Source organism: Enterobacter sp. Acro-832 (genome assembly GCF_011752745.1).
Lineage (GTDB): Bacteria > Pseudomonadota > Gammaproteobacteria > Enterobacterales > Enterobacteriaceae > Enterobacter > Enterobacter quasiroggenkampii.
On the sequence record NZ_VWWX01000003.1, the window covers coordinates 512,083 to 535,161 of the forward strand.

The 23,079-nt window shown below is 56.3% G+C and carries 16 protein-coding genes; 10 read left to right on the forward strand and 6 right to left on the reverse strand.

Annotated features, from left to right (window positions below; genetic code table 11):
• Window positions 1–76: 76 nt before the first annotated feature.
• A complete protein-coding gene (locus F3J31_RS13895; protein ID WP_167213656.1) occupies window positions 77–1,216 on the forward strand; it encodes a glycerate kinase in 1,140 nt (379 codons plus the stop codon).
• A 78-nt stretch (window positions 1,217–1,294) separates the two neighbouring features.
• On the opposite strand, the gene barA is transcribed toward F3J31_RS13895, so the two are convergent.
• Window positions 1,295–4,054 carry a two-component sensor histidine kinase BarA gene (barA, locus tag F3J31_RS13900; protein WP_167213659.1) on the reverse strand — a complete coding sequence of 920 codons (2,760 nt, stop codon included), beginning with the start codon at window positions 4,052–4,054 and terminating at the stop codon, window positions 1,295–1,297.
• A gap of 57 nt (window positions 4,055–4,111) precedes the next feature.
• Here barA and rlmD point away from each other — a divergent pair, with 57 nt between their 5' ends.
• The 5 genes from rlmD (at window position 4,112) to eno (ending at window position 11,793) form a co-directional block, all read left to right on the forward strand.
• Window positions 4,112–5,410 (forward strand): 23S rRNA (uracil(1939)-C(5))-methyltransferase RlmD, encoded by a 1,299-nt coding sequence (rlmD, locus tag F3J31_RS13905; protein ID WP_048029198.1) that lies wholly within the window; start codon window positions 4,112–4,114, stop codon window positions 5,408–5,410.
• A 51-nt stretch (window positions 5,411–5,461) separates the two neighbouring features.
• A complete protein-coding gene (relA, locus tag F3J31_RS13910) occupies window positions 5,462–7,693 on the forward strand; it encodes a GTP diphosphokinase (protein WP_008499628.1) in 2,232 nt (743 codons plus the stop codon).
• Between the two features lie 66 nt (window positions 7,694–7,759).
• Entirely contained in the window at window positions 7,760–8,551 is a 792-nt protein-coding gene (mazG, locus tag F3J31_RS13915; protein ID WP_167213662.1) for a nucleoside triphosphate pyrophosphohydrolase, read from the forward strand.
• Window positions 8,552–8,774: 223 nt separating this feature from the next.
• Window positions 8,775–10,412, forward strand: coding sequence for a CTP synthase (glutamine hydrolyzing) (pyrG, locus tag F3J31_RS13920; protein ID WP_032648095.1), 1,638 nt, complete (start codon window positions 8,775–8,777; stop codon window positions 10,410–10,412).
• 82 nt (window positions 10,413–10,494) lie between these two features.
• Entirely contained in the window at window positions 10,495–11,793 is a 1,299-nt protein-coding gene (eno, locus tag F3J31_RS13925) for a phosphopyruvate hydratase (RefSeq protein ID WP_024909267.1), read from the forward strand.
• Between the two features lie 53 nt (window positions 11,794–11,846).
• Here the strand turns inward: eno and F3J31_RS13930 are convergent, their stop codons facing one another.
• A complete protein-coding gene (locus tag F3J31_RS13930) occupies window positions 11,847–12,956 on the reverse strand; it encodes an SDR family oxidoreductase (RefSeq protein ID WP_069720023.1) in 1,110 nt (369 codons plus the stop codon).
• 358 nt (window positions 12,957–13,314) lie between these two features.
• Window positions 13,315–14,139, reverse strand: a complete 825-nt coding sequence (locus tag F3J31_RS13935; protein WP_167213665.1) for a MurR/RpiR family transcriptional regulator — start codon at window positions 14,137–14,139, stop codon at window positions 13,315–13,317.
• Between the two features lie 165 nt (window positions 14,140–14,304).
• Between F3J31_RS13935 and F3J31_RS13940 the strand changes: the two genes are divergently transcribed.
• The 3 genes from F3J31_RS13940 (at window position 14,305) to queE (ending at window position 17,297) form a co-directional block, all read left to right on the forward strand.
• Window positions 14,305–15,864, forward strand: coding sequence for a PTS transporter subunit EIIC (locus F3J31_RS13940; protein ID WP_048029207.1), 1,560 nt, complete (start codon window positions 14,305–14,307; stop codon window positions 15,862–15,864).
• Complete coding sequence (locus tag F3J31_RS13945) at window positions 15,864–16,553, forward strand: N-acetylmannosamine-6-phosphate 2-epimerase (protein ID WP_167213668.1); 690 nt, start codon at window positions 15,864–15,866, stop codon at window positions 16,551–16,553. Before F3J31_RS13940 ends, F3J31_RS13945 begins: the two co-directional genes overlap by 1 nt.
• A 72-nt stretch (window positions 16,554–16,625) precedes the next feature.
• A complete protein-coding gene (queE, locus tag F3J31_RS13950) occupies window positions 16,626–17,297 on the forward strand; it encodes a 7-carboxy-7-deazaguanine synthase QueE (RefSeq protein WP_021241905.1) in 672 nt (223 codons plus the stop codon).
• A gap of 17 nt (window positions 17,298–17,314) precedes the next feature.
• Here queE and F3J31_RS13955 read toward each other — a convergent pair whose 3' ends face one another.
• Together F3J31_RS13955 and F3J31_RS13960 are read right to left on the reverse strand one after the other, a co-directional pair.
• Window positions 17,315–18,712 (reverse strand): MFS transporter, encoded by a 1,398-nt coding sequence (locus F3J31_RS13955; protein ID WP_167213670.1) that lies wholly within the window; start codon window positions 18,710–18,712, stop codon window positions 17,315–17,317.
• A gap of 25 nt (window positions 18,713–18,737) precedes the next feature.
• On the reverse strand, window positions 18,738–19,907 hold the full coding sequence (locus tag F3J31_RS13960) for a M20 aminoacylase family protein (protein WP_048224638.1): 1,170 nt from the start codon (window positions 19,905–19,907) through the stop codon (window positions 18,738–18,740).
• 171 nt (window positions 19,908–20,078) lie between these two features.
• On the opposite strand from F3J31_RS13960, the gene F3J31_RS13965 reads away from it, so the two are divergent.
• The gene (locus F3J31_RS13965; RefSeq protein ID WP_167213673.1) at window positions 20,079–22,427 is read left to right on the forward strand and encodes a helix-turn-helix domain-containing protein; all 2,349 of its coding nucleotides are present in this window, start codon (window positions 20,079–20,081) and stop codon (window positions 22,425–22,427) included.
• On the opposite strand, the gene queD is transcribed toward F3J31_RS13965, so the two are convergent.
• Window positions 22,412–22,774 carry a 6-carboxytetrahydropterin synthase QueD gene (queD, locus tag F3J31_RS13970; RefSeq protein WP_167213676.1) on the reverse strand — a complete coding sequence of 121 codons (363 nt, stop codon included), beginning with the start codon at window positions 22,772–22,774 and terminating at the stop codon, window positions 22,412–22,414. The two genes, F3J31_RS13965 and queD, sit on opposite strands and share 16 nt — an antisense overlap.
• Window positions 22,775–23,079: the final 305 nt, after the last annotated feature.

A 23,079-nucleotide genomic window follows, 5' to 3' on the forward strand; every position in this document is an offset into this window, starting at 1 on the left:
CGCATTGGGACCGCTCCCATGAGCGGTCTTTTACGTGGTGTATGCTTAACGTAACGACTATGCGTAAGGATGGCTTATGAAAATTGTTATCGCACCGGACTCGTATAAGGAAAGTTTGAGTGCGCTTGAGGTTGCGACAGCGATAGAACGTGGTTTTCGCGAGATCTTTCCCGAGGCGGTTTATGTGAAACTGCCGGTCGCGGACGGTGGCGAAGGGACGGTTGAGGCGATGATCGCAGCAACGCAGGGAAGCATTGTGCATGTTCCGGTGACCGGCCCGCTGGGCGAGCGCGTGGAGGGGTTCTATGGCTTATCCGGAGATAAGCAGAGCGCCTTTATTGAAATGGCGGCGGCAAGCGGCCTGGAGTTGGTTGCACCTTCGCTGCGTAATCCGCTGAAAACCACCTCCTGGGGCACGGGCGAACTGATTCGTCACGCGCTGGACGCAGGCGTTAAGCATATCATTATTGGCATTGGCGGCAGTGCGACCAATGACGGCGGTGCAGGCATGGTGCAGGCGCTGGGGGCGAAGCTGCTGGACGACAATGAACAGCCCCTTGGGCTGGGCGGGGGCGAGCTGGGAAAACTCGCGCGTATCGACCTGAGCGGGCTGGACAGACGTCTGGCGGAGTGCCGGATTGAGGTGGCCTGCGATGTAACCAATCCGCTTACCGGGAAGGACGGCGCGTCAGCGGTATTCGGCCCGCAGAAGGGGGCTACACCCGAGATGATCGTCACCCTGGACAACACGCTTGCGCACTATGCGAGCGTGATTGCCCGGGACCTGGATATTGATGTGCTAAACCTTGCTGGCGGCGGCGCAGCGGGGGGCATGGGCGCGGCGCTCTACGCCTTTTGCGGCGCGCAGCTGCGCCAGGGCATTGAGATCGTGACCGATGCGCTACACCTGGCCGACCAGGTGGCCGATGCGGATTTGGTGATCACCGGTGAAGGCCGCATTGACAGCCAGACGATCCACGGCAAAGTCCCGGTGGGGGTGGCGAAGGTGGCGAAACGCTTTAACAAACCCGTTATCGGCATTGCAGGAAGCCTGACGGCGGACGTTGGCGTGGTACACGATCACGGCATTGATGCGGTGTTCAGCGTGATCTACACCATCTGCTCGCTGGAAGACGCGCTGGAAAATGCCGGCGAGAACGTCAGGATGGCCGCAAGAAATATCGCGGCGGTGCTCAAAGTGGGGCAGACATTTTAGCTGTGATTGCCGGGTGGCGGCTTCGCCTTACCCGGCCTACGTTAGTGCACCTGTAGGCCCGTTAAGCGGGCTTCTACCTCAGATCCCCAATACCTTCATCGCTTCGCGCGTCACGTTATCCATTTCATCCAGCAGCTCCAGGAACTCCGGTTCAAGCTCCGATTCCGGCGTGCCCGCACGCAGCTGCTGCTCCAGCAGCTGGCAGAGGTTTTTCAGCCGCGGTACGCCGCTGTACCCGCAGCTGCCGTGCAGCTTGTGGATTGCGTCCAGCAGATCTTCCGGGTTTTCACCCACCAGCTGCTCTTCCACCTTATTGCGAATTTCCGGCAGAAACGCGACCAGCATTTGCAGCATGTCGCGGGCGAGATCGGGTTTACCTGCCGCCTGGCGCAGCGCAAGCTGCCAGTCAAAGGTGGCGTTCTGATTAACGCTTATCTCAGCCTGCTCGCTGGAAACCGTGTACGTTCCGCCAATATGACCCGGCTTGTAGCGCAACAGCAGGCTATGAAGTTTCTCTTCATCGATGGGCTTTGCCAGATAGTCATTCATCCCGGCGCTCAGCAGCTTCTCCTTCTGGCCCGCCATCGCGTGCGCGGTGACAGCAATAACTGGCGTTTGCTGCTGATGCGGCAGCTGGTGGATCAGCTCGCAGGCCCGAATGCCGTCCATGCCCGGCATCTGAATATCCATCAGGATTAAATCGAACTGCATCTGCTTAGCCTGTTCAACCGCCTGCACGCCGCTGGTGCACAGTTCAACATGCTGAACCTGGTCTTCAAGCAATGCGCCAATGAGCTTCAGGTTGGCCGGATTATCATCCACCGCCATCACGCTCATCGGCAATTTTTGCTCATCGTTAATCAGCGGAAGGGCATGCTGGCTAAGACGGCAATATTCCGTGAGCGCGGGCAGCAGGCGGGTCGCAGTGAGCGGTTTAAGCAAGCAGGCGGCGGCTCCGTCATTTTTCAACTCTTCTGCATTCAGCTGCGCGTGGCAAGGCAGCGCCAGCAGCAGGTAGTCGGTCATCGACGCGGCTTTCGCCAGCCGCTCCTGCTGCATGGTCAGCTCGCCGGTGAAGGTGACCGGGATCCCCATCAGCAGGATGTCATAATGCTCAACGGCCAGAGCGGAGAAGGTTGGGCTGTAGACCACCTCCAGCGGCGTGGTGCTTAAGATGTCGAGCGCACACTGCGCCGCCGCAGCGTTAGGTTCAACGTAGGCCAGACGCTTGCCTTTCAGGCAGTCCGTCACCGGGCCATCGGTCAGCACGTTCGGATTGAGGTCCAGATTAATGTGGAACCAGAAAGTTGAACCGCGATTTGGCTGGCTGTGGAAAGAGATATCGCCGCCCATCTCGTTCACCAGGCGCTGGGTGATCACCAGCCCCAGACCGGTACCGCCATGACGGCGGGAGATGCTAGCATCCGCCTGACGGAACGCCTGGAACAGACGCGACTGGTCGCGCTCCGGAATACCGATGCCGGTATCGCGGATCTGGACTTCAATCTGGACCTTATTGCTGCTGATCGAGCGTTTCTCTACCAGGATGTCGATATTACCGCTTTCGGTGAACTTAATGGCATTCCCGACAAGGTTGGTTATAACCTGCTGCAGGCGCAGCGGATCGCCAATAACGTTATCCGGCACGTCGTTTTTAATGTTAAGCGTCAGCTCCAGGCCTTTGTCGTGCGACGAGTGCGCGAGCAGCGTCACCACTTCATCCAGCGTGCTGCGCAGCGGGAAGGGGATACTCTCGAGGATCAGCTTGCCCGCTTCCAGCTTGGAGAAGTCCAGCACGTCGTTAATGATCGCCAGCAGGTTGTTGGCCGAGCGTTCAATGGTGTGCAGGTGATCGCGCTGAGTAGGATTCAGCTCGCTTTTCAGGGTCAGACGGGTAAAGCCGATCACGCCATTGAGCGGCGTGCGCAGCTCGTGCGACATATTGGCAAGGAATTCCGATTTAATACGCGCGGCTTCCTGAGCGCGTTTTTTCGCCAGATCCAGCTCAACGTTCTGGATCTCCATCTGCTCCAGCGTTTCGCGCAGGTCGGACGTCGCCTGGTCAACGTTGTGCTGCATCTCTTCGTGATAGGCCGCCAGCGACATCGCCATCGAGTTGATGCCGTTTTTCAGCATATCCAGCTCGCCCAGCATAAACCCTTCCACACGGCTGTCGAGCTGTCCCCGGCGAATGCGGTCAACCGTGTTAACCATGTTGCGGATGGGACCCGTCACGTCGCGCATCAGGCGCCAGCCGAAGATCAGCGCAATGCCGATGCAGAACAGCATCATCACGCCGGAAATGAAAATCTCTTTGTACTGCTGTAGCCGGACCGACTTGAGATCCAGCTCCAGCGCCACATATCCCAGCATATTATTGCTGGATTTGGCGTCGGATTGCGCAGACTCATCGGGGGAATAACTCTCCGACACGATCGGCGTGCGCAGGATCATGATATCGCCGCGCCGCAGTACGGTGAGGTGACGCGGGAACGGCGTACCATCCGGGATCTTTAAAGCCGCCGGATCGAGATGAAAGTTCGAGGTGACAAACAGGCGGTTATGTTCGTCGTAAACGGAAATGGCGCGTACGATGTCCGAGTGGCGGCGGTGGAGTACGCTGATTAACTGCCCAATGGATTCGCGGTTTTGCAGGTTCATGCCGTACTCGCTGGAGACGGCAAGCGGTTCGATAATGCTGGCGCCTGCATCCTCCAGCTGTCGCTGCAAATCGTTATAGCGGTGCACCACAAAGAAGATACTCAGCAGCAAACCGATGAGAACGGTGGGGGCGAGGATCAAAATCATCATGCGCGCGCGCAGGCTGTAGTTGGTCATGGCGTTCCGTTATGGGACAATTAAGATAATTATGTTTATGTGAGAAAAATCTCGGCGATGGCGCAATTCTACTCTGCAAAGCGACGCGTGACGACGCGTCAAATCATCACTGTTGAGGCCACGGACCTTGATCCGTTTGGTCAGGGAGTGGCACGCCACAATGGTAAGGCTCTGTTTATAACAGGTTTACTGCCAGCAGAACGAGCAGAAATTACGCTGACGGAAGATAAACGCCAGTTTGCGCGCGGGCAGGTTAAGCGTCGACTCAACGACAGCCCGGAGCGAGTGGCGCCCCGCTGTCCTCATTTTGGCGTGTGCGGCGGCTGCCAGCAACAGCACGCAAGCACAGAATTACAGCAAAAAAGCAAAAGCCGCGCGCTGGCGCGTCTGCTTAAACATGACGTTAACGAAATTCTTGCCGATGCGCCCTGGGGCTATCGTCGTCGCGCACGCCTGAGCCTCAGCTATCAGCCAAAAACGGAGCGGCTGGAGATGGGGTTTCGCAAGGCTGGCTCCAGCGACATCGTTGATGTGAAGCAGTGCCCCATTTTGGTGCCCCATCTTGAGGCATTGCTTCCGGAAGTGCGCATCTGCCTCTCCGGGCTGGACGGCGTTCGCCATCTTGGGCATGTCGAACTGGTCATGGCAAACAATGGCCCGCTGATGGTGCTGCGCCATACCGCGCCGTTGTCGAAAAAAGATCGCGAAAAACTGGAACGCTTTTCGCATTCCCACGACCTGGCGCTTTTCCTTGCACCACAAAGCGAGATACTTGAACAGGTTACCGGTGAGGCGCCCTGGTATGCGTCAAACGGACTACGCTTAACGTTCAGTCCGCGAGATTTCATTCAGGTCAATGATGGCGTTAACCAGCAGATGGTGGCGAAAGCGCTGGCGTGGCTGGATGTTCAGAAAAGCGACCGGGTGCTCGATCTGTTCTGCGGAATGGGCAACTTCACACTGCCGCTGGCGCGAGAAGCGGCCAGCGTCGTCGGCGTGGAAGGCGTTGAGGCGCTGGTGGCGAAAGGGCAGGAGAACGCGCGGCAGAACGGCTTGCAAAATGTGACATTCTTTCATCAAAATCTTGAGGAAGATGTCACCCAACAGCCGTGGGCAAAACAGGGCTTCGATAAAATTTTGCTCGACCCGGCACGTGCCGGTGCCCCGGGCGTGATGGCACATATTATTAAACTCGCGCCGAAGCGCGTGGTCTATGTTTCCTGTAACCCGGCAACGCTTGCCCGGGACAGCGAGGCATTACTCAGCGCGGGTTACCAGATTCAGCGTCTGGCAATGCTGGACATGTTCCCGCACACTGGGCATCTGGAATCGATGGTGTTGTTCGAGCACATCTAATTTGTTTGGCTTGTCGACTTCGACAGGCCCTGGTCCCTAAAGGAGAGGACAATGGTTGCGGTAAGAAGTGCACATCTCAATAAAGCTGGGGAGTTTGACCCACAAAAATGGATCGCAAGTCTGGGAATTTCCAGCCAGCAGTCGTGTGAACGCTTAACCGAAACCTGGGCCTATTGTCTGCGCACCACGCAGGGGCATCCCGACGCCGATCTTCTCCTGTGGCGCGGCGTGGAGATGGTTGAAATCCTGTCCATGCTGAACATGGACATCGAAACGCTGCAGGCCGCGCTGCTGTTCCCCCTTGCGGATGCGGACGTGGTCAGCGAAGACGTGCTGCGCGACAGCGTCGGGAAATCCGTCGTCGCGCTGATCCACGGCGTACGCGATATGGCGGCTATCCGCCAGCTTAAAGCCGCGCACACCGATTCCGTCTCCTCAGAGCAGGTCGATAACGTTCGCCGGATGCTGCTGGCCATGGTGGATGATTTCCGCTGCGTGGTCATCAAGCTGGCCGAGCGTATTGCCCACCTGCGAGAGGTGAAGGATGCGCCGGAAGACGAGCGCGTGCTGGCCGCCAAAGAGTGTACAAACATCTATGCGCCGCTGGCGAACCGCTTAGGGATTGGTCAGCTGAAATGGGAGCTGGAAGATTACTGCTTCCGCTATCTGCACCCGGCGGAATATAAACGGATTGCCAAACTCCTGCACGAGCGCCGTATCGACCGAGAGCACTATATCGAGGAGTTTGTCGGCGGCCTGCGTCAGGCGATGAAAGAAGAGAACGTGCGCGCCGAAGTCTACGGTCGACCAAAACACATCTACAGCATCTGGCGCAAAATGCAGAAGAAACACCTCGCCTTTGACGAGCTGTTTGACGTGCGCGCCGTGCGTATCGTGGCGGAGCGTCTGCAGGACTGCTACGCCGCGCTGGGGATAGTACACACGCACTTCCGTCATCTGCCGGATGAGTTCGATGACTATGTCGCCAACCCCAAACCGAACGGCTATCAGTCTATCCATACCGTGGTGCTTGGCCCGGGCGGTAAAACGGTCGAGATTCAGATCCGCACCAAACAGATGCATGAAGATGCCGAACTGGGCGTTGCCGCGCACTGGAAATACAAAGAAGGCACGTCCGGCGGGGCGCGTTCAGGCCACGAAGACCGCATTGCCTGGCTGCGTAAGCTGATTGCGTGGCAGGAAGAGATGGCCGATTCCGGCGAGATGCTCGACGAAGTGCGCAGCCAGGTCTTTGATGATCGGGTGTATGTCTTTACGCCGAAAGGGGACGTTGTTGACCTGCCGGCCGGCTCTACGCCGCTCGATTTTGCCTACCACATCCATAGCGATGTGGGGCACCGCTGCATCGGGGCGAAAATTGGCGGGCGTATCGTACCGTTCACCTATCAGCTGCAGATGGGTGACCAGATTGAAATCATTACCCAGAAGCAGCCGAACCCGAGCCGGGACTGGCTTAACCCGAACCTGGGGTATGTCACCACCAGCCGCGGACGCTCGAAAATTCACGCCTGGTTCCGTAAACAGGATCGTGACAAGAATATCCTTGCCGGTCGTCAGATCCTCGACGACGAGCTGGAGCATATCGGAATCAGTCTGAAAGAGGCGGAGAAATTCCTGCTGCCGCGCTACAACTTCAACGAGCTTGATGAGCTGTTAGCGGCCATTGGCGGCGGTGATATTCGTCTGAATCAGATGGTGAACTTCCTGCAGGCGCAGTTCAATAAGCCAAGCGCGGAAGAGCAGGACGCGGCGGCACTGAAGCAGCTGCAGCAGAAAACCTACGCGCCGCAGCAGCGCAGCAAGGACAACGGCCGCGTGGTGGTCGAAGGTGTCGGTAACCTGATGCACCACATTGCTCGCTGCTGCCAGCCAATCCCAGGGGATGATATCGTCGGCTTTATCACCCAGGGGCGCGGAATTTCGATTCACCGTTCCGACTGCGACCAGCTTGCCGAGCTGCAGTCCCATGCGCCGGAGCGCATCGTGGAAGCGGTCTGGGGGGAAAGCTATTCCGCTGGCTACTCGCTGGTGGTGCGCGTTACCGCCAACGACCGCAGCGGCCTGCTGCGCGACATCACGACTATTCTCGCCAACGAGAAGGTCAACGTGCTGGGCGTCGCCAGCCGCAGCGATACCCGCGAGCAGCTTGCCACCATCGATATGACTATCGAAATCTACAACCTGCAGGTGCTGGGCCGCGTGCTCGGCAAGCTGAACCAGGTGCCGGATGTGATTGACGCACGTCGTCTGCACGGCGGCTAAACATCCTCTTCCGTAGGCCGGGTAAGGCAACGCCGCCCCCCGGCATTTTTTCATCAGGACAGAACTATGACTCAAATCGACCGCCTGCTCGGCATCATGAAACGCCTGCGCGACCCGGAAAACGGCTGCCCGTGGGACAAAGAGCAGACTTTCGCCACCATCGCCCCGTACACCCTTGAAGAGACCTACGAGGTGCTGGACGCCATTTCCCGTGAAGATTTTGACGACCTGCGCGGCGAGCTGGGCGATCTGCTGTTCCAGGTGGTGTTCTACGCGCAGATGGCGCAGGAAGAAGGGCGCTTTAACTTTGACGATATTTGCGCTGCCATCAGCGACAAGCTTGAGCGCCGTCATCCCCATATTTTCGGTGATGCTACCGCAGGAAACAGCACCGAAGTGCTGGCCCGCTGGGAGCAGATCAAAAGCGCAGAGCGGGCAGAAAAATCCCAGCACTCCGCGCTGGATGATATCCCGCTGAGCCTGCCCGCGCTGATGCGCGCGCACAAAATCCAGAAACGCTGCTCCGCGGTGGGGTTTGACTGGACCTCCCTCGGCCCGGTGCTGGATAAAGTGCACGAAGAGATTGACGAAGTCATGCACGAAGCGCAGCAGGCAGTGGTGGATGAAGCAAAGCTTGAGGAAGAGATGGGCGATCTGCTGTTTGCGACCGTCAACCTTTCTCGCCACCTGGGTGTAAAAGCGGAAACGGCACTGCAAAAAGCCAACCTGAAATTCGAACGCCGCTTTCGCGAAGTAGAGCGGATTGTCGCCTCACGAGGCCTGGAAATGACCGGTATTGACCTCGACGCGATGGAAGAAGTCTGGCAGGAAGTAAAGCGCCAGGAATCTGATCTCTAACGAAATTTTGCGATCAAGCGCAATTTGTGTGATTTTTTAAATGACAAGCGCTTGATTTGCGTCAAAAACATTTACCCAAAAGGGGCTATTTTCTCACTCCTTATGTTTGTCATGGCCTGGAATGGAGACGGAGAATGAAAGTTTGTGGCGCTCGCCGTGTTCGGGTATACTACTTTCCCGTCCTGGTTATTCCATCGTTTCACCCTAACTTCTCAGGTTCAGCATGACAACGAACTATATTTTTGTGACCGGCGGGGTCGTATCCTCTCTGGGTAAAGGCATTGCCGCAGCCTCCCTCGCAGCCATTCTTGAAGCCCGTGGCCTCAATGTGACCATGATGAAACTGGATCCGTACATCAACGTCGATCCGGGCACCATGAGCCCAATCCAACACGGGGAAGTGTTCGTTACTGAAGACGGCGCTGAAACCGATCTGGATCTTGGCCACTACGAGCGTTTCATCCGCACCAAAATGACCCGTCGTAACAACTTCACGACCGGCCGCATTTACTCCGACGTTCTGCGTAAAGAGCGCCGTGGTGATTATCTGGGTGCCACCGTTCAGGTTATCCCGCACATCACTAACGCCATCAAAGAACGCATTGTTGCGGGTGGCGAAGGCCACGACGTGGTGCTGGTTGAAATCGGCGGTACCGTGGGTGATATCGAATCCCTGCCATTCCTGGAAGCGATTCGTCAGCTGGCGGTAGACATTGGCCGTGAACACGCGCTGTTCATGCACCTGACGCTGGTGCCGTACATGGCCGCTGCAGGTGAAGTGAAAACCAAACCGACTCAGCACTCTGTTAAAGAGCTGCTCTCCATTGGTATTCAGCCAGACATCCTGGTTTGCCGTTCCGATCGTGCGGTGCCGGCGAACGAACGTGCGAAAATTGCATTGTTCTGTAACGTGCCTGAAAAAGCCGTTATTTCAATGAAAGATGTCGATTCCATTTATAAAATCCCGGGCCTGTTGAAATCTCAGGGCCTGGACGATTATATTTGTAAACGATTCAGCTTGAACTGTCCGGAAGCTAACCTGTCTGAATGGGAACAGGTTATTTACGAAGAAGCCAATCCGGCAGGCGAAGTGACTATCGGTATGGTCGGCAAGTACATTGAGCTGCCGGATGCCTATAAGTCAGTGATCGAAGCGCTGAAACACGGTGGTCTGAAGAACCGTGTCTCCGTGAACATCAAGCTGATTGATTCGCAGGATGTTGAAACGCGTGGCGTTGAAATCCTGAAAGATCTGGATGCTATTCTTATCCCTGGCGGCTTCGGCTACCGTGGCGTAGAAGGCAAGATCGCCACCGCGCGCTATGCGCGTGAAAACAATATTCCATACCTCGGCATCTGTCTGGGTATGCAGGTTGCGCTGATCGAATTTGCGCGCAACGTAGCGGGAATGGAAAACGCGAACTCTACGGAATTTGTGCCAGACTGTAAGTACCCTGTTGTGGCGCTTATCACCGAATGGCGTGACGAAGAAGGTAACGTCGAAGTCCGTACCGAGAAGAGCGATCTGGGTGGCACCATGCGTCTTGGCGCACAGGCCTGCCAGCTGACTGACGATAGCGTGGTTCGCAAGCTGTATGGCGAGCCGGTCATTACCGAGCGCCATCGTCACCGCTATGAAGTCAACAACATGTTGTTGAAACCTATTGAAGCCGCGGGCCTGCGTGTTGCGGGACGCTCCGGGGATGATCAGTTAGTCGAGATCATTGAAGTGCCAAACCATCCGTGGTTTGTCGCCTGCCAGTTCCACCCGGAATTTACTTCAACGCCACGTGACGGGCATCCGCTGTTTGCAGGCTTTGTGAAGGCCGCCAGCGACTACCAGAAGCGTCAGGCGAAGTAAAAAAAGTTAGAACGGCAACGCGTACCTTTGGTACGCGTTGTTTGTCTGGAGTTTTAGTTTAACTTGTACTGAGGAAAATCTAATGTCCAAAATCGTTAAAGTCATCGGTCGTGAAATCATCGACTCCCGTGGTAACCCGACCGTTGAAGCCGAAGTTCACCTGGAAGGTGGTTTCGTTGGTATGGCTGCTGCTCCATCAGGTGCTTCTACCGGTTCCCGCGAAGCGCTGGAACTGCGCGATGGCGACAAATCTCGCTTCCTGGGTAAAGGCGTACTGAAAGCGGTTGGCGCTGTAAACGGTCCTATTGCTCAGGCAATCATTGGCAAAGACGCCAAAGACCAGGCTGGCATCGACAAGATCATGATCGATCTGGACGGTACTGAAAACAAATCTAACTTCGGTGCGAACGCAATCCTGGCTGTTTCTCTGGCAAACGCCAAAGCGGCTGCGGCTGCGAAAGGTATGCCACTGTTCGAGCACATCGCTGAACTGAACGGCACCCCAGGCAAATACTCCATGCCTGTACCAATGATGAACATCATCAACGGTGGTGAGCACGCAGACAACAACGTTGATATTCAGGAATTCATGATTCAGCCAGTTGGCGCGAAATCCCTGAAAGAAGCGGTACGTATGGGTTCTGAAGTGTTCCACAACCTGGCTAAAGTTCTGAAAGCTAAAGGCATGAACACGGCTGTTGGTGACGAAGGTGGCTATGCGCCAAACCTGGGTTCTAACGCAGAAGCACTGGCTGTTATCGCAGAAGCAGTAAAAGCTGCAGGCTACGAGCTGGGCAAAGACATCACCCTGGCGATGGACTGTGCAGCATCTGAATTCTACAAAGACGGTAAATACGTTCTGGCTGGCGAAGGCAACAAAGCGTTCACCTCCGAAGAGTTCACTCACTTCCTGGAAGACCTGACCAAACAGTACCCAATCGTGTCTATCGAAGACGGTCTGGACGAGTCTGACTGGGCTGGCTTCGCATACCAGACTAAAGTACTGGGCGACAAAATCCAGCTGGTGGGTGACGACCTGTTCGTAACCAACACTAAGATCCTGAAAGAAGGTATCGAGAAAGGCATCGTTAACTCCATCCTGATCAAATTCAACCAGATCGGTTCTCTGACCGAAACGCTGGCTGCGATCAAAATGGCGAAAGACGCTGGCTACACCGCGGTTATCTCTCACCGTTCTGGCGAAACTGAAGACGCTACCATTGCCGACCTGGCTGTGGGTACCGCTGCAGGCCAGATCAAAACCGGTTCTATGAGCCGTTCTGACCGTGTTGCTAAATACAACCAGCTGATTCGTATCGAAGAAGCGCTGGGCGAAAAAGCACCATACAACGGTCGTAAAGAGATCAAAGGCCAGGCATAATCGCCTACGCCTTAAAATGAAAATGCCAGTCGAATGACTGGCATTTTTTTTGGCTATTTAAAATCGACCGCCATTTGCTCCGGAATCGTCAGCCCCTGGGTGGTTTGCACGCAGCGGGCGATGTAATCCGTAAACCGGGGTGGCTTCGGCATCCCCATGCTCAGCAGCTTATCGTTGCTGAAGCGCACGTTAAGCGTGGCAAACGCACCGTATAACCGCATGGCTTTTAGCATCAGACGTTCGTTGCACGGGCCAAAAATCGTTTTCAACTCGCGGCGCATTCTGACCAGCGTTTCGTAGCTAACCTGCGCATATTTATCCCCGACGGGGGCTTTCTCCAGCGCCTGCGCCATCGCCTGATCGATATCCGCAAAGCGAACGCTATTCTCTTCACCGGCAGAAATGTGTACCACTTCCCCCGGACGCGCGTTGCTGTTCAGCAGCATTAACAGCGCGTCGGCGCAATAATCCACCGGAACAACGTCGATCCTGTCTTCCATGGAGCACATAAACTTCTGCAGCATCAGGCCCATGCTAAAGACCCAGAAAATGCTGCTCGACGGCGTGCAGCCGTGGCGGGTATGGCCGACAACGATGGACGGACGGGCGATGAGCAGCGGCAGGTTCGGACACTTCTGGCGCATCAGCTGTTCGATGGTTGACTTCGAATAAGTGTATTCCACCAGGTGTTCAGCATTCTCTCTGAATTCGGCGCTTTCGGCGACCAGGGAATCCTGCTCCGGCGTGCATGACATTGCCGTACCCACGTGGAGGAAACGCTGCAGTCCTGAGACTTGCTCCATACGGCGCGCCAGCGCCAGCGTTCCTTCAACGTTGACCTTCCAGATGAGCGGGTTGTTACCAAATGAGGCGACAGCCGCACAGTTCACGACATGAGTGACCCGATCCAGACGGGTATCGTTCAGGAAGGCTTCAGGCTGGCTGAGGTCGCCAATCAGGATATTATCCACATTCAGAGAGGCCAGTTTGTCCTCAGGAACGTTGAACTTGCGCATGTTCTCCAGCACGCGCTCCAGCCCGCTCTGCGGATCGCTGGCACGCGCGAGCAAAAGCAGTTTTACGGGTTGATCGCTGGTGAGTATTTTTTCCAGTACTGCACCGCCCAGAAATCCGGTCACGCCTGTAATCAATAACATCTTCATTAATACCGTCTCATTATGATTGATGAGGCGGATTGTAGGCGGGCAAAAGTAAACGGCATTTAAATAATAAAACGCCGAAATCAATGGCGTCTTAAGCTTATTTTAAGGAAAGAAAATCAGGTGGAGATATTGGACATTACAGGTTGGGTAAAAATTCAATTTATTAAAATTAATATTTTAAGGTGTTGATTTTAATGTTTTTTACGGCTTAGCCACCATGTGGTTAGCTTAATTCAAAATGTAATAAATATAATACTTTGTTACACCAAACATTTACCGGATAAATGATTTAAACGCCCCTTAACGTAAATCAGACGACACAAGACGCAGGCTGTTTTATTTAGCCTGCGAATGATTTTCAGAGTAAAAGGGGAAGCGTGGCGCTGGCTGTTTGCTGGCTAACGTCGCCGTAATGACCATCCAGCGCAATCAGGGACGTAGTCAGCAGCTCGACCAGCAGCATGACCCCAACCTTAGCATTGAGCGCGCCCGCGCTAAGCGGCCCCTCTGGCTTGGCGGCCACCAACTGCATGTCGCTCAGGGACGCCAGCGGGCTGCGGGGCGTATTGCTGAGAGCCAGTACCTTAACGCCACGTTTGCGGGCAAGCTTCACCACGTGGAGTAAATCCCGCGTTGAACCCGAGCTGGAGATAGCCACCACCAGGGTCTCTTTTGAAAGCGTTGTCGCATTCATGGCCGCGCGGTGCATATCGCTAAACAGCTGTGCGGGTTTCCCCAGACGCAACAGCTTGTAGTGGAGATACTCCCCGAGGATCGCGCTGGCCGCAACGCCATAAATCTGCACCGACTGCGCCTGATGCAGCGCCAGCGCGGCCTTTTCAAGCAGCGCGCGGTCAAGAAGCCTGGCGGTATCCTGCAATGCCTGCACCGACTCATCCACCACGTTATCAATCTCATCCGCCGCCTGACGCGCGGGCTGGCCCTGCTGAATATCCAGCGCAAGCGCCATTTTAAATTCGTTATAGCCCTTGCAGCCCAGCGTCCGGCAAAGACGCGTGACGCTGGCCTCGCTGGTGTGGCTCTCGCGCGCCAGCTCGGTGATCGTCAGGTAGAGCACCCGGGCTGGATCGCTGAGGACAAACTCACCGAGTTTTTGTTGTGTTGGGCTGTACCCGGAAGCCTCCTGGCGTAGCTTCAGCAGCAGGTTTTCATGGTCTGACATGCTCGATCCTTAATGCGTTTCTCTGCGACTAGTGTGGCGGAAAGCGGGGGAAAGATGCCAGTCATTTTGAAAAAGTATGATCGTCGTCCTGGTTTGTGATGATAATTTTCACTATTAAATATTTATATGGTAAAAATTTTCATCGTTTAATGAGGGGATGAAAAAATGATGCAAATATTCAGTGGGGCTTCTTCAGGAGGATGGTTTGAAAAAGCGCAGCGCTTTGGCAAATCCTTTATGTTGCCGATTGCCGTGTTGCCTGCGGCGGGTCTGCTGCTGGGGATAGGCGGCGCGTTATCGAATCCCAACACGCTGGCAGCCTATCCGTTTTTAGACGTGAGCTGGCTGCAGGCCATTTTCACCATCATGAGTAGCGCAGGCTCCATCGTGTTTGCGAACCTCTCGGTGCTGTTTGCCGTTGGGGTGGCCGTCGGGCTGGCAAAAAGCGATAAGGGTACGGCGGGTCTGGCGGCGTTACTCGCGTTTCTGGTGATGAATGCCACCATCAACGCGCTGCTGATCCTCACCGGCAAACTGGCGCATGAAAACCCGGGGGCCGTGGGGCAGGGCATGACGCTGGGTATTCAGACGCTGGAAACCGGCGTGTTTGGCGGCGTGGTGATTGGGCTGGTGACCTGCGCGCTCCATCATCGGTTTAATAAAATTGCGCTTCCGCAGTTTCTGGGCTTTTTTGGCGGCTCGCGCTTTGTTCCCATTATCAGTTCGCTGGCGGCGATACTCGTCGGTGCGCTCATGACCGTGGTCTGGCCGCATTTCCAGAAGCTGATTTTTGGTCTGGGCGGGCTGGTGGATGCGACCGGCTATCTGGGCACCCTGCTGTACGGCTTTATTCTCCGCATGCTGGGCCCGTTCGGTCTGCACCACATCTTCTATCTGCCTTTCTGGACCACCGCGCTTGGCGGGAGTGAAATCGTCAACGGACACCTCGTGGAAGGCACGCAGCGGATCTTCTTCGCTCAGCTGGCCGATCCGACCACGCGTCAGTTTTACGAAGGCACGTCACGCTTCATGTCCGGGCGCTTTATCACGATGATGTTTGGCCTGCTCGGGGCGTGCCTGGCGATGTACCACACGGCAAAACCCGAGAACAAAAAACGCGTTGCCGGACTGCTGCTTTCTGCGGCGTTAACCTCGTTCCTGACGGGGATTACCGAGCCTATCGAATTCTCGTTCCTGTTTATTGCGCCGGTACTCTACGTCATCCATGCGCTGTTTGACGGGCTGGCATTCATGCTCGCGCACATGCTGCATATCACCATCGGGCAAACCTTCTCCGGCGGTTTCATCGACTTCGTGCTGTTCGGCATTTTGCAGGGAGAGGCCAAAACCAACTGGATGTTCGTTCCGCTGGTCGGCGTACCGTGGTTCTTCCTTTACTACTTTACCTTCCGCTATCTGATTAACCGCTTTGATTTCGCGACGCCGGGTCGGGAAAAGGAGGCGATGGCTGACGAAGTCAGTCTGCCGCAAAACGAACGCGCTGCTGCGGTGATCGCCGGATTAGGCGGAAAAGACAATCTGGACGAGGTGGACTGCTGCGCCACGCGTCTTCGCGTCACGGTTAAAGACGGCAGCAAAGTGAATGACGCGGCGCTGAAAGCCACCGGGGCGCGCGGCGTTATCGTGCGCGGCAACGGCGTTCAGGTCATTTATGGCCCGCACGTCACGATTATCAAAAACGAAGTGGAAGAGATCTTATCGTAATGAAAACTGTACTGGATACCCTGAAGGGAAAACTGGTCGTCTCCTGTCAGGCGCTGGAAAATGAACCGCTGCACAGCCCGTTTATTATGTCGAGAATGGCGCTGGCGGCGGCACAGGGCGGGGCCGCGGCTATTCGCGCCAACAGCGTGGTGGATATTGAGGCCATAAAGCAGCAGGTGTCTTTGCCGGTCATCGGCATCATCAAACGGGATTATCCCGAAAGCGAGGTGTTTATCACCGCGACAATGAAAGAGGTGGATGAGCTCATGCGCGTCTCGCCGGACATCATTGCGCTTGATGCGACGGCGCGGGAACGTCCCGGTGGCGAATCCCTGGAAACGCTGGTCTCGCGCATCCGCTCACGCTATCCCGCAGTGCTGCTGATGGCGGATATCTCCTCCGTGGACGAAGCCGTGACGGCGCAGGCGCTGGGCTTCGACTGCGTCGGCACCACGCTTTACGGCTACACGGCGGAAACCGCGGGTCATACATTGCCTGACAACGACTGCGCCTTCCTGAAAGCGGTGCTGGCGGCCGTGACGGTGCCCGTGGTTGCCGAAGGCAACGTGGATACGCCTGAACGTGCGGCCAGATGCCTGGCGCTGGGCGCGCATACGGTGGTGGTCGGCGGCGCGATCACCCGTCCACAGCAAATCACGGAACGGTTTATGGCGGCGATTGGCGCGTAAAGCACCGATGGAGCATGACCATCCGGCGGGGATCTGCGATACTTATCGTTTATCCCCTTTACTGAGATGACTATGCAGTACCCGATTAACGAGATGTTCCAGACCCTGCAAGGCGAGGGTTACTTTACCGGCGTTCCCGCTATTTTCATTCGTTTACAGGGATGCCCGGTTGGCTGTGCCTGGTGTGACACCAAACATACGTGGGATAAGCTCGCAGATCGGGAAGTGTCGCTGTTTAGCATTCTGGCGAAAACCAAAGAGAGCGATAAGTGGGGCGCGGGCAGTGCCGAAGATCTGCTGGCCATTATTGGCCGTCAGGGCTGGACGGCCCGTCACGTCGTGATCACCGGCGGTGAACCCTGCATCCACGATCTGACCCCGCTGACCGAGCTGCTCGAAAAGAACGGCTACAGCTGCCAGATCGAAACCAGCGGCACTCATGAAGTGCGCTGCTCGCACACCACCTGGGTGACGGTATCGCCAAAAGTGAATATGCGCGGCGGGTATGACGTGCTGTCTCAGGCGCTGGAGCGCGCGGATGAGATTAAGCACCCGGTAGGGCGCGTGCGTGATATCGAAGCGCTGGATGAACTGCTGGCCACCCTGACAGATGAAAAGCAGCGGGTGATTGCCCTGCAGCCTATCAGCCAGAAAGACGATGCAACGCGCCTGTGCATTGAAACCTGTATTGCGCGCAACTGGCGCCTGTCGATGCAGACGCACAAATATCTGAATATTGCCTGACCCTTTCGTGGCCCCGCCTATCGTGGGGCCCGACCTGAAGGGAGTAACGCCCAGGTCACTCCCACCGAAGCGAGACACATCGCGCTGTTAAAAAGAAGCGCATACTGTGCGGCGCTGGCCATGCCCAGCGGCAGCAGCAGCGCATAGAGCGACGCGGTAACCGCGATCCCCATCGCTCCCCCCAGCGAACTGCCCATTTTGTACACCCCAGAGGCCACCCCGACTTTGTTTTCTGGTGCGTTCATCACCGCCGTATCCGTTGACGGCGTAGCGTAACATCCCAGCCCCAGCCCAAATAAAATGTTACTGAGAAAGACGGTGATGATGTAGATCTCCTTGCTTAAAAACGTGCAGGAGATAAGCGTGATGCCCGTTGCGGTCAGCAGCGGCCCGGTTATCATCGGCAGGCGCGCGCCGTAGCGCTGAAGCAGCTTTTCCCCCACCCGGATCATCGCCAGCACGGTAATCAGATACCCCAACGTCATCATGCCGGTTTGCAGTGGTGACAGACGGTGGCCTTGTTGCAGCCAGATGCTGGCAATCATCATGGTACCAATGCAGCCGTTGAGCAAAAAGTTAGAGAATACCGAGGCGCTGTAGGCTCGGTTTTTAAACAGGGCAAAATCAATCAGCGCCGCATCACCCTTGCGTCGCCCGGTGAGCACAAAGCAGGCCGCTGCCAGCGCGGTGCCCCCCAGCACCAGCAATGACAGGCCGCTGCTCCAGCCCCAACTGTGGCCTTTGCTGATAAACAGATTCAGCAGCACCAGCATAAGGACAAAACTCACCAGGCCGCTAGTATCCAGCTTATGGCGACGTGCGCTGTCGCTTCGGCTTTCCGGCGTACCGCGAATCAGCAGGAGTGCCACCGCCGCCACCAGCATGGAAAAAATAAAGATCCAGCGCCAGCCGAGCGTGGTGGCGATGGCGCCGCCGACAAATGAGCTCAGGCCGCTGCCGCCCCATGAGCCGATGACCCAAAAGCTGATTGCCCGCTGGCGAGCGTTGCCTTGATACCAGGTTTTAATCAGCGCCAGCGTGGCGGGCATGATGCAGGCCGCTGACAGACCTTGTATCGCTCTCCCCAGCAAAAATAGAACGGGCTCCCACGATACGAAGAGTAAGGCACTGCCGATGATGCTCAGCATCAGGCCAATGTACGTCATGCGCACGCGGCCAAACTTATCGGCAAATCCCCCGCAGGCAACGACAAAACAGCCGCTGAATAGCGCACTGAGGCTGACCGCCAGCGTAAGGGTTTCAAGAGAGATTGCGAGGCTGTTTTTCATTGCCGGCACAACGTTAATCACAGACTGCGCAAATAACCAGAATGTCAGGACGCTCATCACAATACCGGCCAGCAGCCGATCGTTACCTGCGTAGGACGTTGTATCTGTCAGTGGAACGGTACTCATCGTGCAGCCCTCAGATTGGCGCGAATCAGCGCAGATAGTGTTCGGTTAACGCAGTCCAGAGCGCCGCCCCGGTCAGAAGGAGCTTGTCGTTAAAGTCGTAGCCTGGGTTATGCACCATACAACGGTCCGGCTCATCTCCGGCACCGAGAGTGAAGTAGCAGCCTTGAGGATTTTTTTCGAGCATGAACGCAAAATCCTCGCTTCCCATAAACGCATTGACCGATGCAACGGCATCCTGACCGAACAGGTCAGTCGCCACCGTGCGCACCATGTCATTGGCCTGCGGGCTATTGCGCAGCACCGGGCTGCCATTCACGTGACGAATCGTGGCCGTGGCGTTGAAGCTCTCAGCCTGCGCCACGGCAATGTCGTGGATTCGCTGCAGGACGGTTTGACGCACCGCTTCATCCAGCGTGCGCACTGTCAGCTTCATTAATACCTTATCGTTGATAATATTCGGGGCATGTCCTGCCTGGATGCTGCCCACGGTCACGACGACCGGCTGGAATGGGGTGATATTCCTCGACACAATCGACTGCAGGGCGAGGGTGATGTGACAGGCAACCAGCGTGGCATCAACGGTGTGTTCCGGAACGGCGCCGTGTCCCCCTACGCCGTTCACTTCAATATGAATGGTGTCAGAGGAGGCCATCATGGCGCCATCGCGCAGGCCAATTTTCCCAAGCGGCTGGGAGGGCATGTTATGCAGGCCAAAAATATGGTCGCAGGGGAATTGTTCAAACAGGCCGTCTTCAACCATGACGCGCCCGCCATACAGCAGTTCTTCGGCTGGCTGAAAAATCAGATGCAGCGTGCCGCTAAAGTTGCGGGTACGGGCCAGATACTCTGCGGCATAAAGCAGGGTAGTGGTGTGCCCATCGTGTCCGCAGCCGTGAAATTTACCTTCAACCGTGCTGCTCCACGCTTTGCCGCTATTTTCCTGCATCGGCAGTGCGTCCATGTCGGCGCGCAGGCCCAGACGTTTGCTGCCGTTGCCCACCTTCAGGGTGCCGACCACGCCGGTTTTGGCCATTCCCCGATGGACCTCATAGCCCCATTGCTTCAGGAGTGCCGCGACGCGGTCGCTGGTTTTATGCTCCTCGAAGCCGATTTCAGGATGCCGGTGAAACTCGCGTCGTAATTCAGTGAACTGAGCCTCGGAGCCTCGCAGCGCGTCAACAATTGGATGTGTCATTTTTGTTATCCTTTTCCTGCAAAATGGTGTTAGTTTCGAGTTTATGTCGATCGCATTGCCGGAAAACGCCCTTTTTTGTTGTGAATCGACGCCTTTTTTCTGATTGTTTTTCATACGATTCAGTTATGACAAAAAAGAGGATGTCATTATTTGTCCTGGCAGGAGCAGCAAATGAAGCAGCGTAAAAGTGAGTTTGCGGTAACCGTTGAGGACATCCGACGCTATGCGCAGGATGAAGGTGATTCGCTGACGATACTCTGGGTGCTGGAGGGTGAGGGGGAGTTGCACGCCGACGCGGGGCCAGAAACGATGCAGACAAACGGTCTTGCGATAATAAACCGCCATCAGCGCTGGCGGTTCAGCAGCCGGAGCGCTAACGTCACCCTGCGTGTCACCCTCTCCGGGGGCTGGGTCATCCATCTGTACGAAGACTTTTTTGCCCATGACTATGCGATTCCGGCGGAGCCCGGCGCGAGCTTGCCGCAGTGCGACGCGCTTCGGCACCTGCTGCGCCAGCTTCTGGTGGTGACGCTGGTGAACGATCCGCGCCGCTATCGGCTGGAGGCGAATCGCTGGCTGAGCGAGATCCTGTTGCTGCTAACCGGTCGCTTTCAGCAGCCCACCCGCCAGAAACCCCGGCACCAGCACGCGAACGTAAGCAAGCGCATCGCCCGTGTCCTGGAGCGGATCGACGCCAGCTACACCCGCCGCATTACGCTGGCCGAAATCGCAGAGAGTGAGTTCGTCTCAGAAGCGTGGCTCTCCCGTCTCTTTCGAAAAGAGACGGGAGTCAGTTTTATGCAGTACATCACCGCCCTGCGGCTGGAAAAAGCGGCTGACGCCCTGCGTCTCACCAGCCGTCCTCTGCATCAGATTGCGCTGGAGCACGGGTTTGCCAGCACGCGCATAATGACCGATCGCTTCCGGCGCTATCACAACATGTCTCCGGGCGAGTTTCGCAAGGCCGGGCGCCATCGCCCAGAGGCGTCCCGCCTGCGGGCGAGTGCGGACGAGCAGCGCTTTCCCGTTGCGGTGGATACGCTTTTCGGCCTGCTTAACGGCGCTGAGGCGCACGGCTGGGAACCCCCTCCGCTCGCCCACGCGCCGCGTCAGGAGCGGATCCTGAATCTGGCGCAGCTTCACCCGATCTCGGCTTCGCTGCGCCGCACGCGGCTTGTTGTGACCCTGCGCGAGCTCGACGATTTGTTGCGGGAGGATGTTCGCCAGCATCTGGAGGCGCTTCATGAAGCGATCCCCATTGAGGGTATTGATATCGCGGAACCTTTTCTCAGCAGCCGTCTGTTCGCCACGGGGTGGGACGATCCCGAGATGGCCGGCTACGCCTGCTGGTACAATCTGCAGCAGGTGTTCAGCTGGGTGGCCAAAAAGGGCTGGACAGTGCTGCTGCACACGGGCGTCACCACCCGATGCGATCTGCTGACGCGTTTTTTGCAGCTATCGATTAACCGTTTTTCGCCCGACGTCACCGCAGGCTGGCACGCGGTTATGCACTGGTCTTCTCAGGCCAACGCGGAAACGCAGGAGCACGCCTGGCACACGCAGCGAGCGGTGCTCAAGTCGTACCTTCCGCAGGCGAAGTTTGGCGTATGGTATCGTTTCTTACCCGCGGGAACCGGGCCTGGCGGTGACGCGCTGTTCCAGTCAGCTATCCTGAACCAGGCTGATTTCCTCGCGTGTCCGGCCGATGCCAATGAGCTGCTCGATCTGGCGCAGCTGGATCCCGCGCATCTTTCCTCGTCTGAAAATTACCCCGTGCTAAAGGTCCGCCAGATCCTCGCCGCCCTTCGCCAGCGGCAGCGGACGCTGCCGGTATGGTTACTCTCATGGAATACCCTTACCGGCAACACGCGGGCGACCAACGGCTGGTTTTTCCGCGGCGCGCTGCTGATGCAAAACCTGCTCGGGCTTTCAGAACAGGTCTGGCTGGCGGGATTCTGGCTGAATTCTGGTCTACAGGGAGAAGCGAGGGCGAACAACACCCTCGATACATCGAGCCTTGCGCTTCAATATAATCACGGCCTTCCACGGCCCATCTATTGGGTACTCTGGCTGTGGCAGCGTCTGCGGGGAGAGGTGCTCGTTAACGATAAGAGCGTGCTACTGCTGCGTCATGAAGGTGGCTACCAACTGCTGCTGCGCAACGTGGTGGTATTCAATCCGCTGTTGTCGAGTGAAGAGGCCTTTATCCAGCGTTTTCAGCACCACCACCACCTGCAACTGCAGGGGGCGCGCGGCAGATGGCGCATCAAGCGCCATCTGTTCGATCGCCATAACGGCGCGCTTTACCCGCTGCTGGAAGGCGTTCGAAGCGAAAGCGGGCCTGACGAAGAGATGTGGAACTGGATTGCACATAAAGCGCGTCCAACGCTTTCCGTACACGATGAACGGCTTTATGACGGCTGGCAAATCACGGAGTCGCTGGAAAGTAACGCGCTCGTTCTTTATGAACTCACGCCGTTAAACGCCTGCGAGGATGAGGACGATCACTCCCCGCGATAGATGCAGCCCGCGGTGCAGGTCTCTTTGATCATCACCGCGCTCAGCAGCGGTACCTGCGGTTTCACCTGATCCCAAATCCATTTTGCCAGCACTTCGCTGGTTGGGTTTTCGAGGCCCGGGATCTCATTCAGGTAGTAGTGATCCAGACGATCGTAGGTCGGCTTAAACGCCGCCTTCAGCTCGGCAAAATCCATGATCCAACCGGTATGCGGATCAACTTCACCGGTGATCTCAAGACGCACCATGAACGAATGCCCGTGCAGACGGCCACATTTATGCCCTTCAGGGACATGCGGAAGGTGGTGGGCGGCTTCGAAGGTGAAATCTTTAAACAGTGTGGTGGACATGATCGCTCTCAGTAATGCGGAAAAAACCGCCGCATAGTACCGGAAAGCACAATTTTTAGCATTAACTAAAACGGCTCTGAGCGGCAACCGCCTCGTATTCAGGGTGTTTATTGCTATTTGTTCTTTTATTTCATAAGGTTATTTAATCGGTTTTATCGCTAAGCATGACAACCAAAACAGGTTAGTCCATTTGGTTATTTATTATTTCCATCCCTTCTTTAATTGTTATTATCCTCGCCGTTAACCTTATCTTCAGTTTGGATTTATTCGCTTAAAGTCCGCTTGGCTACTGGAACATAACGACG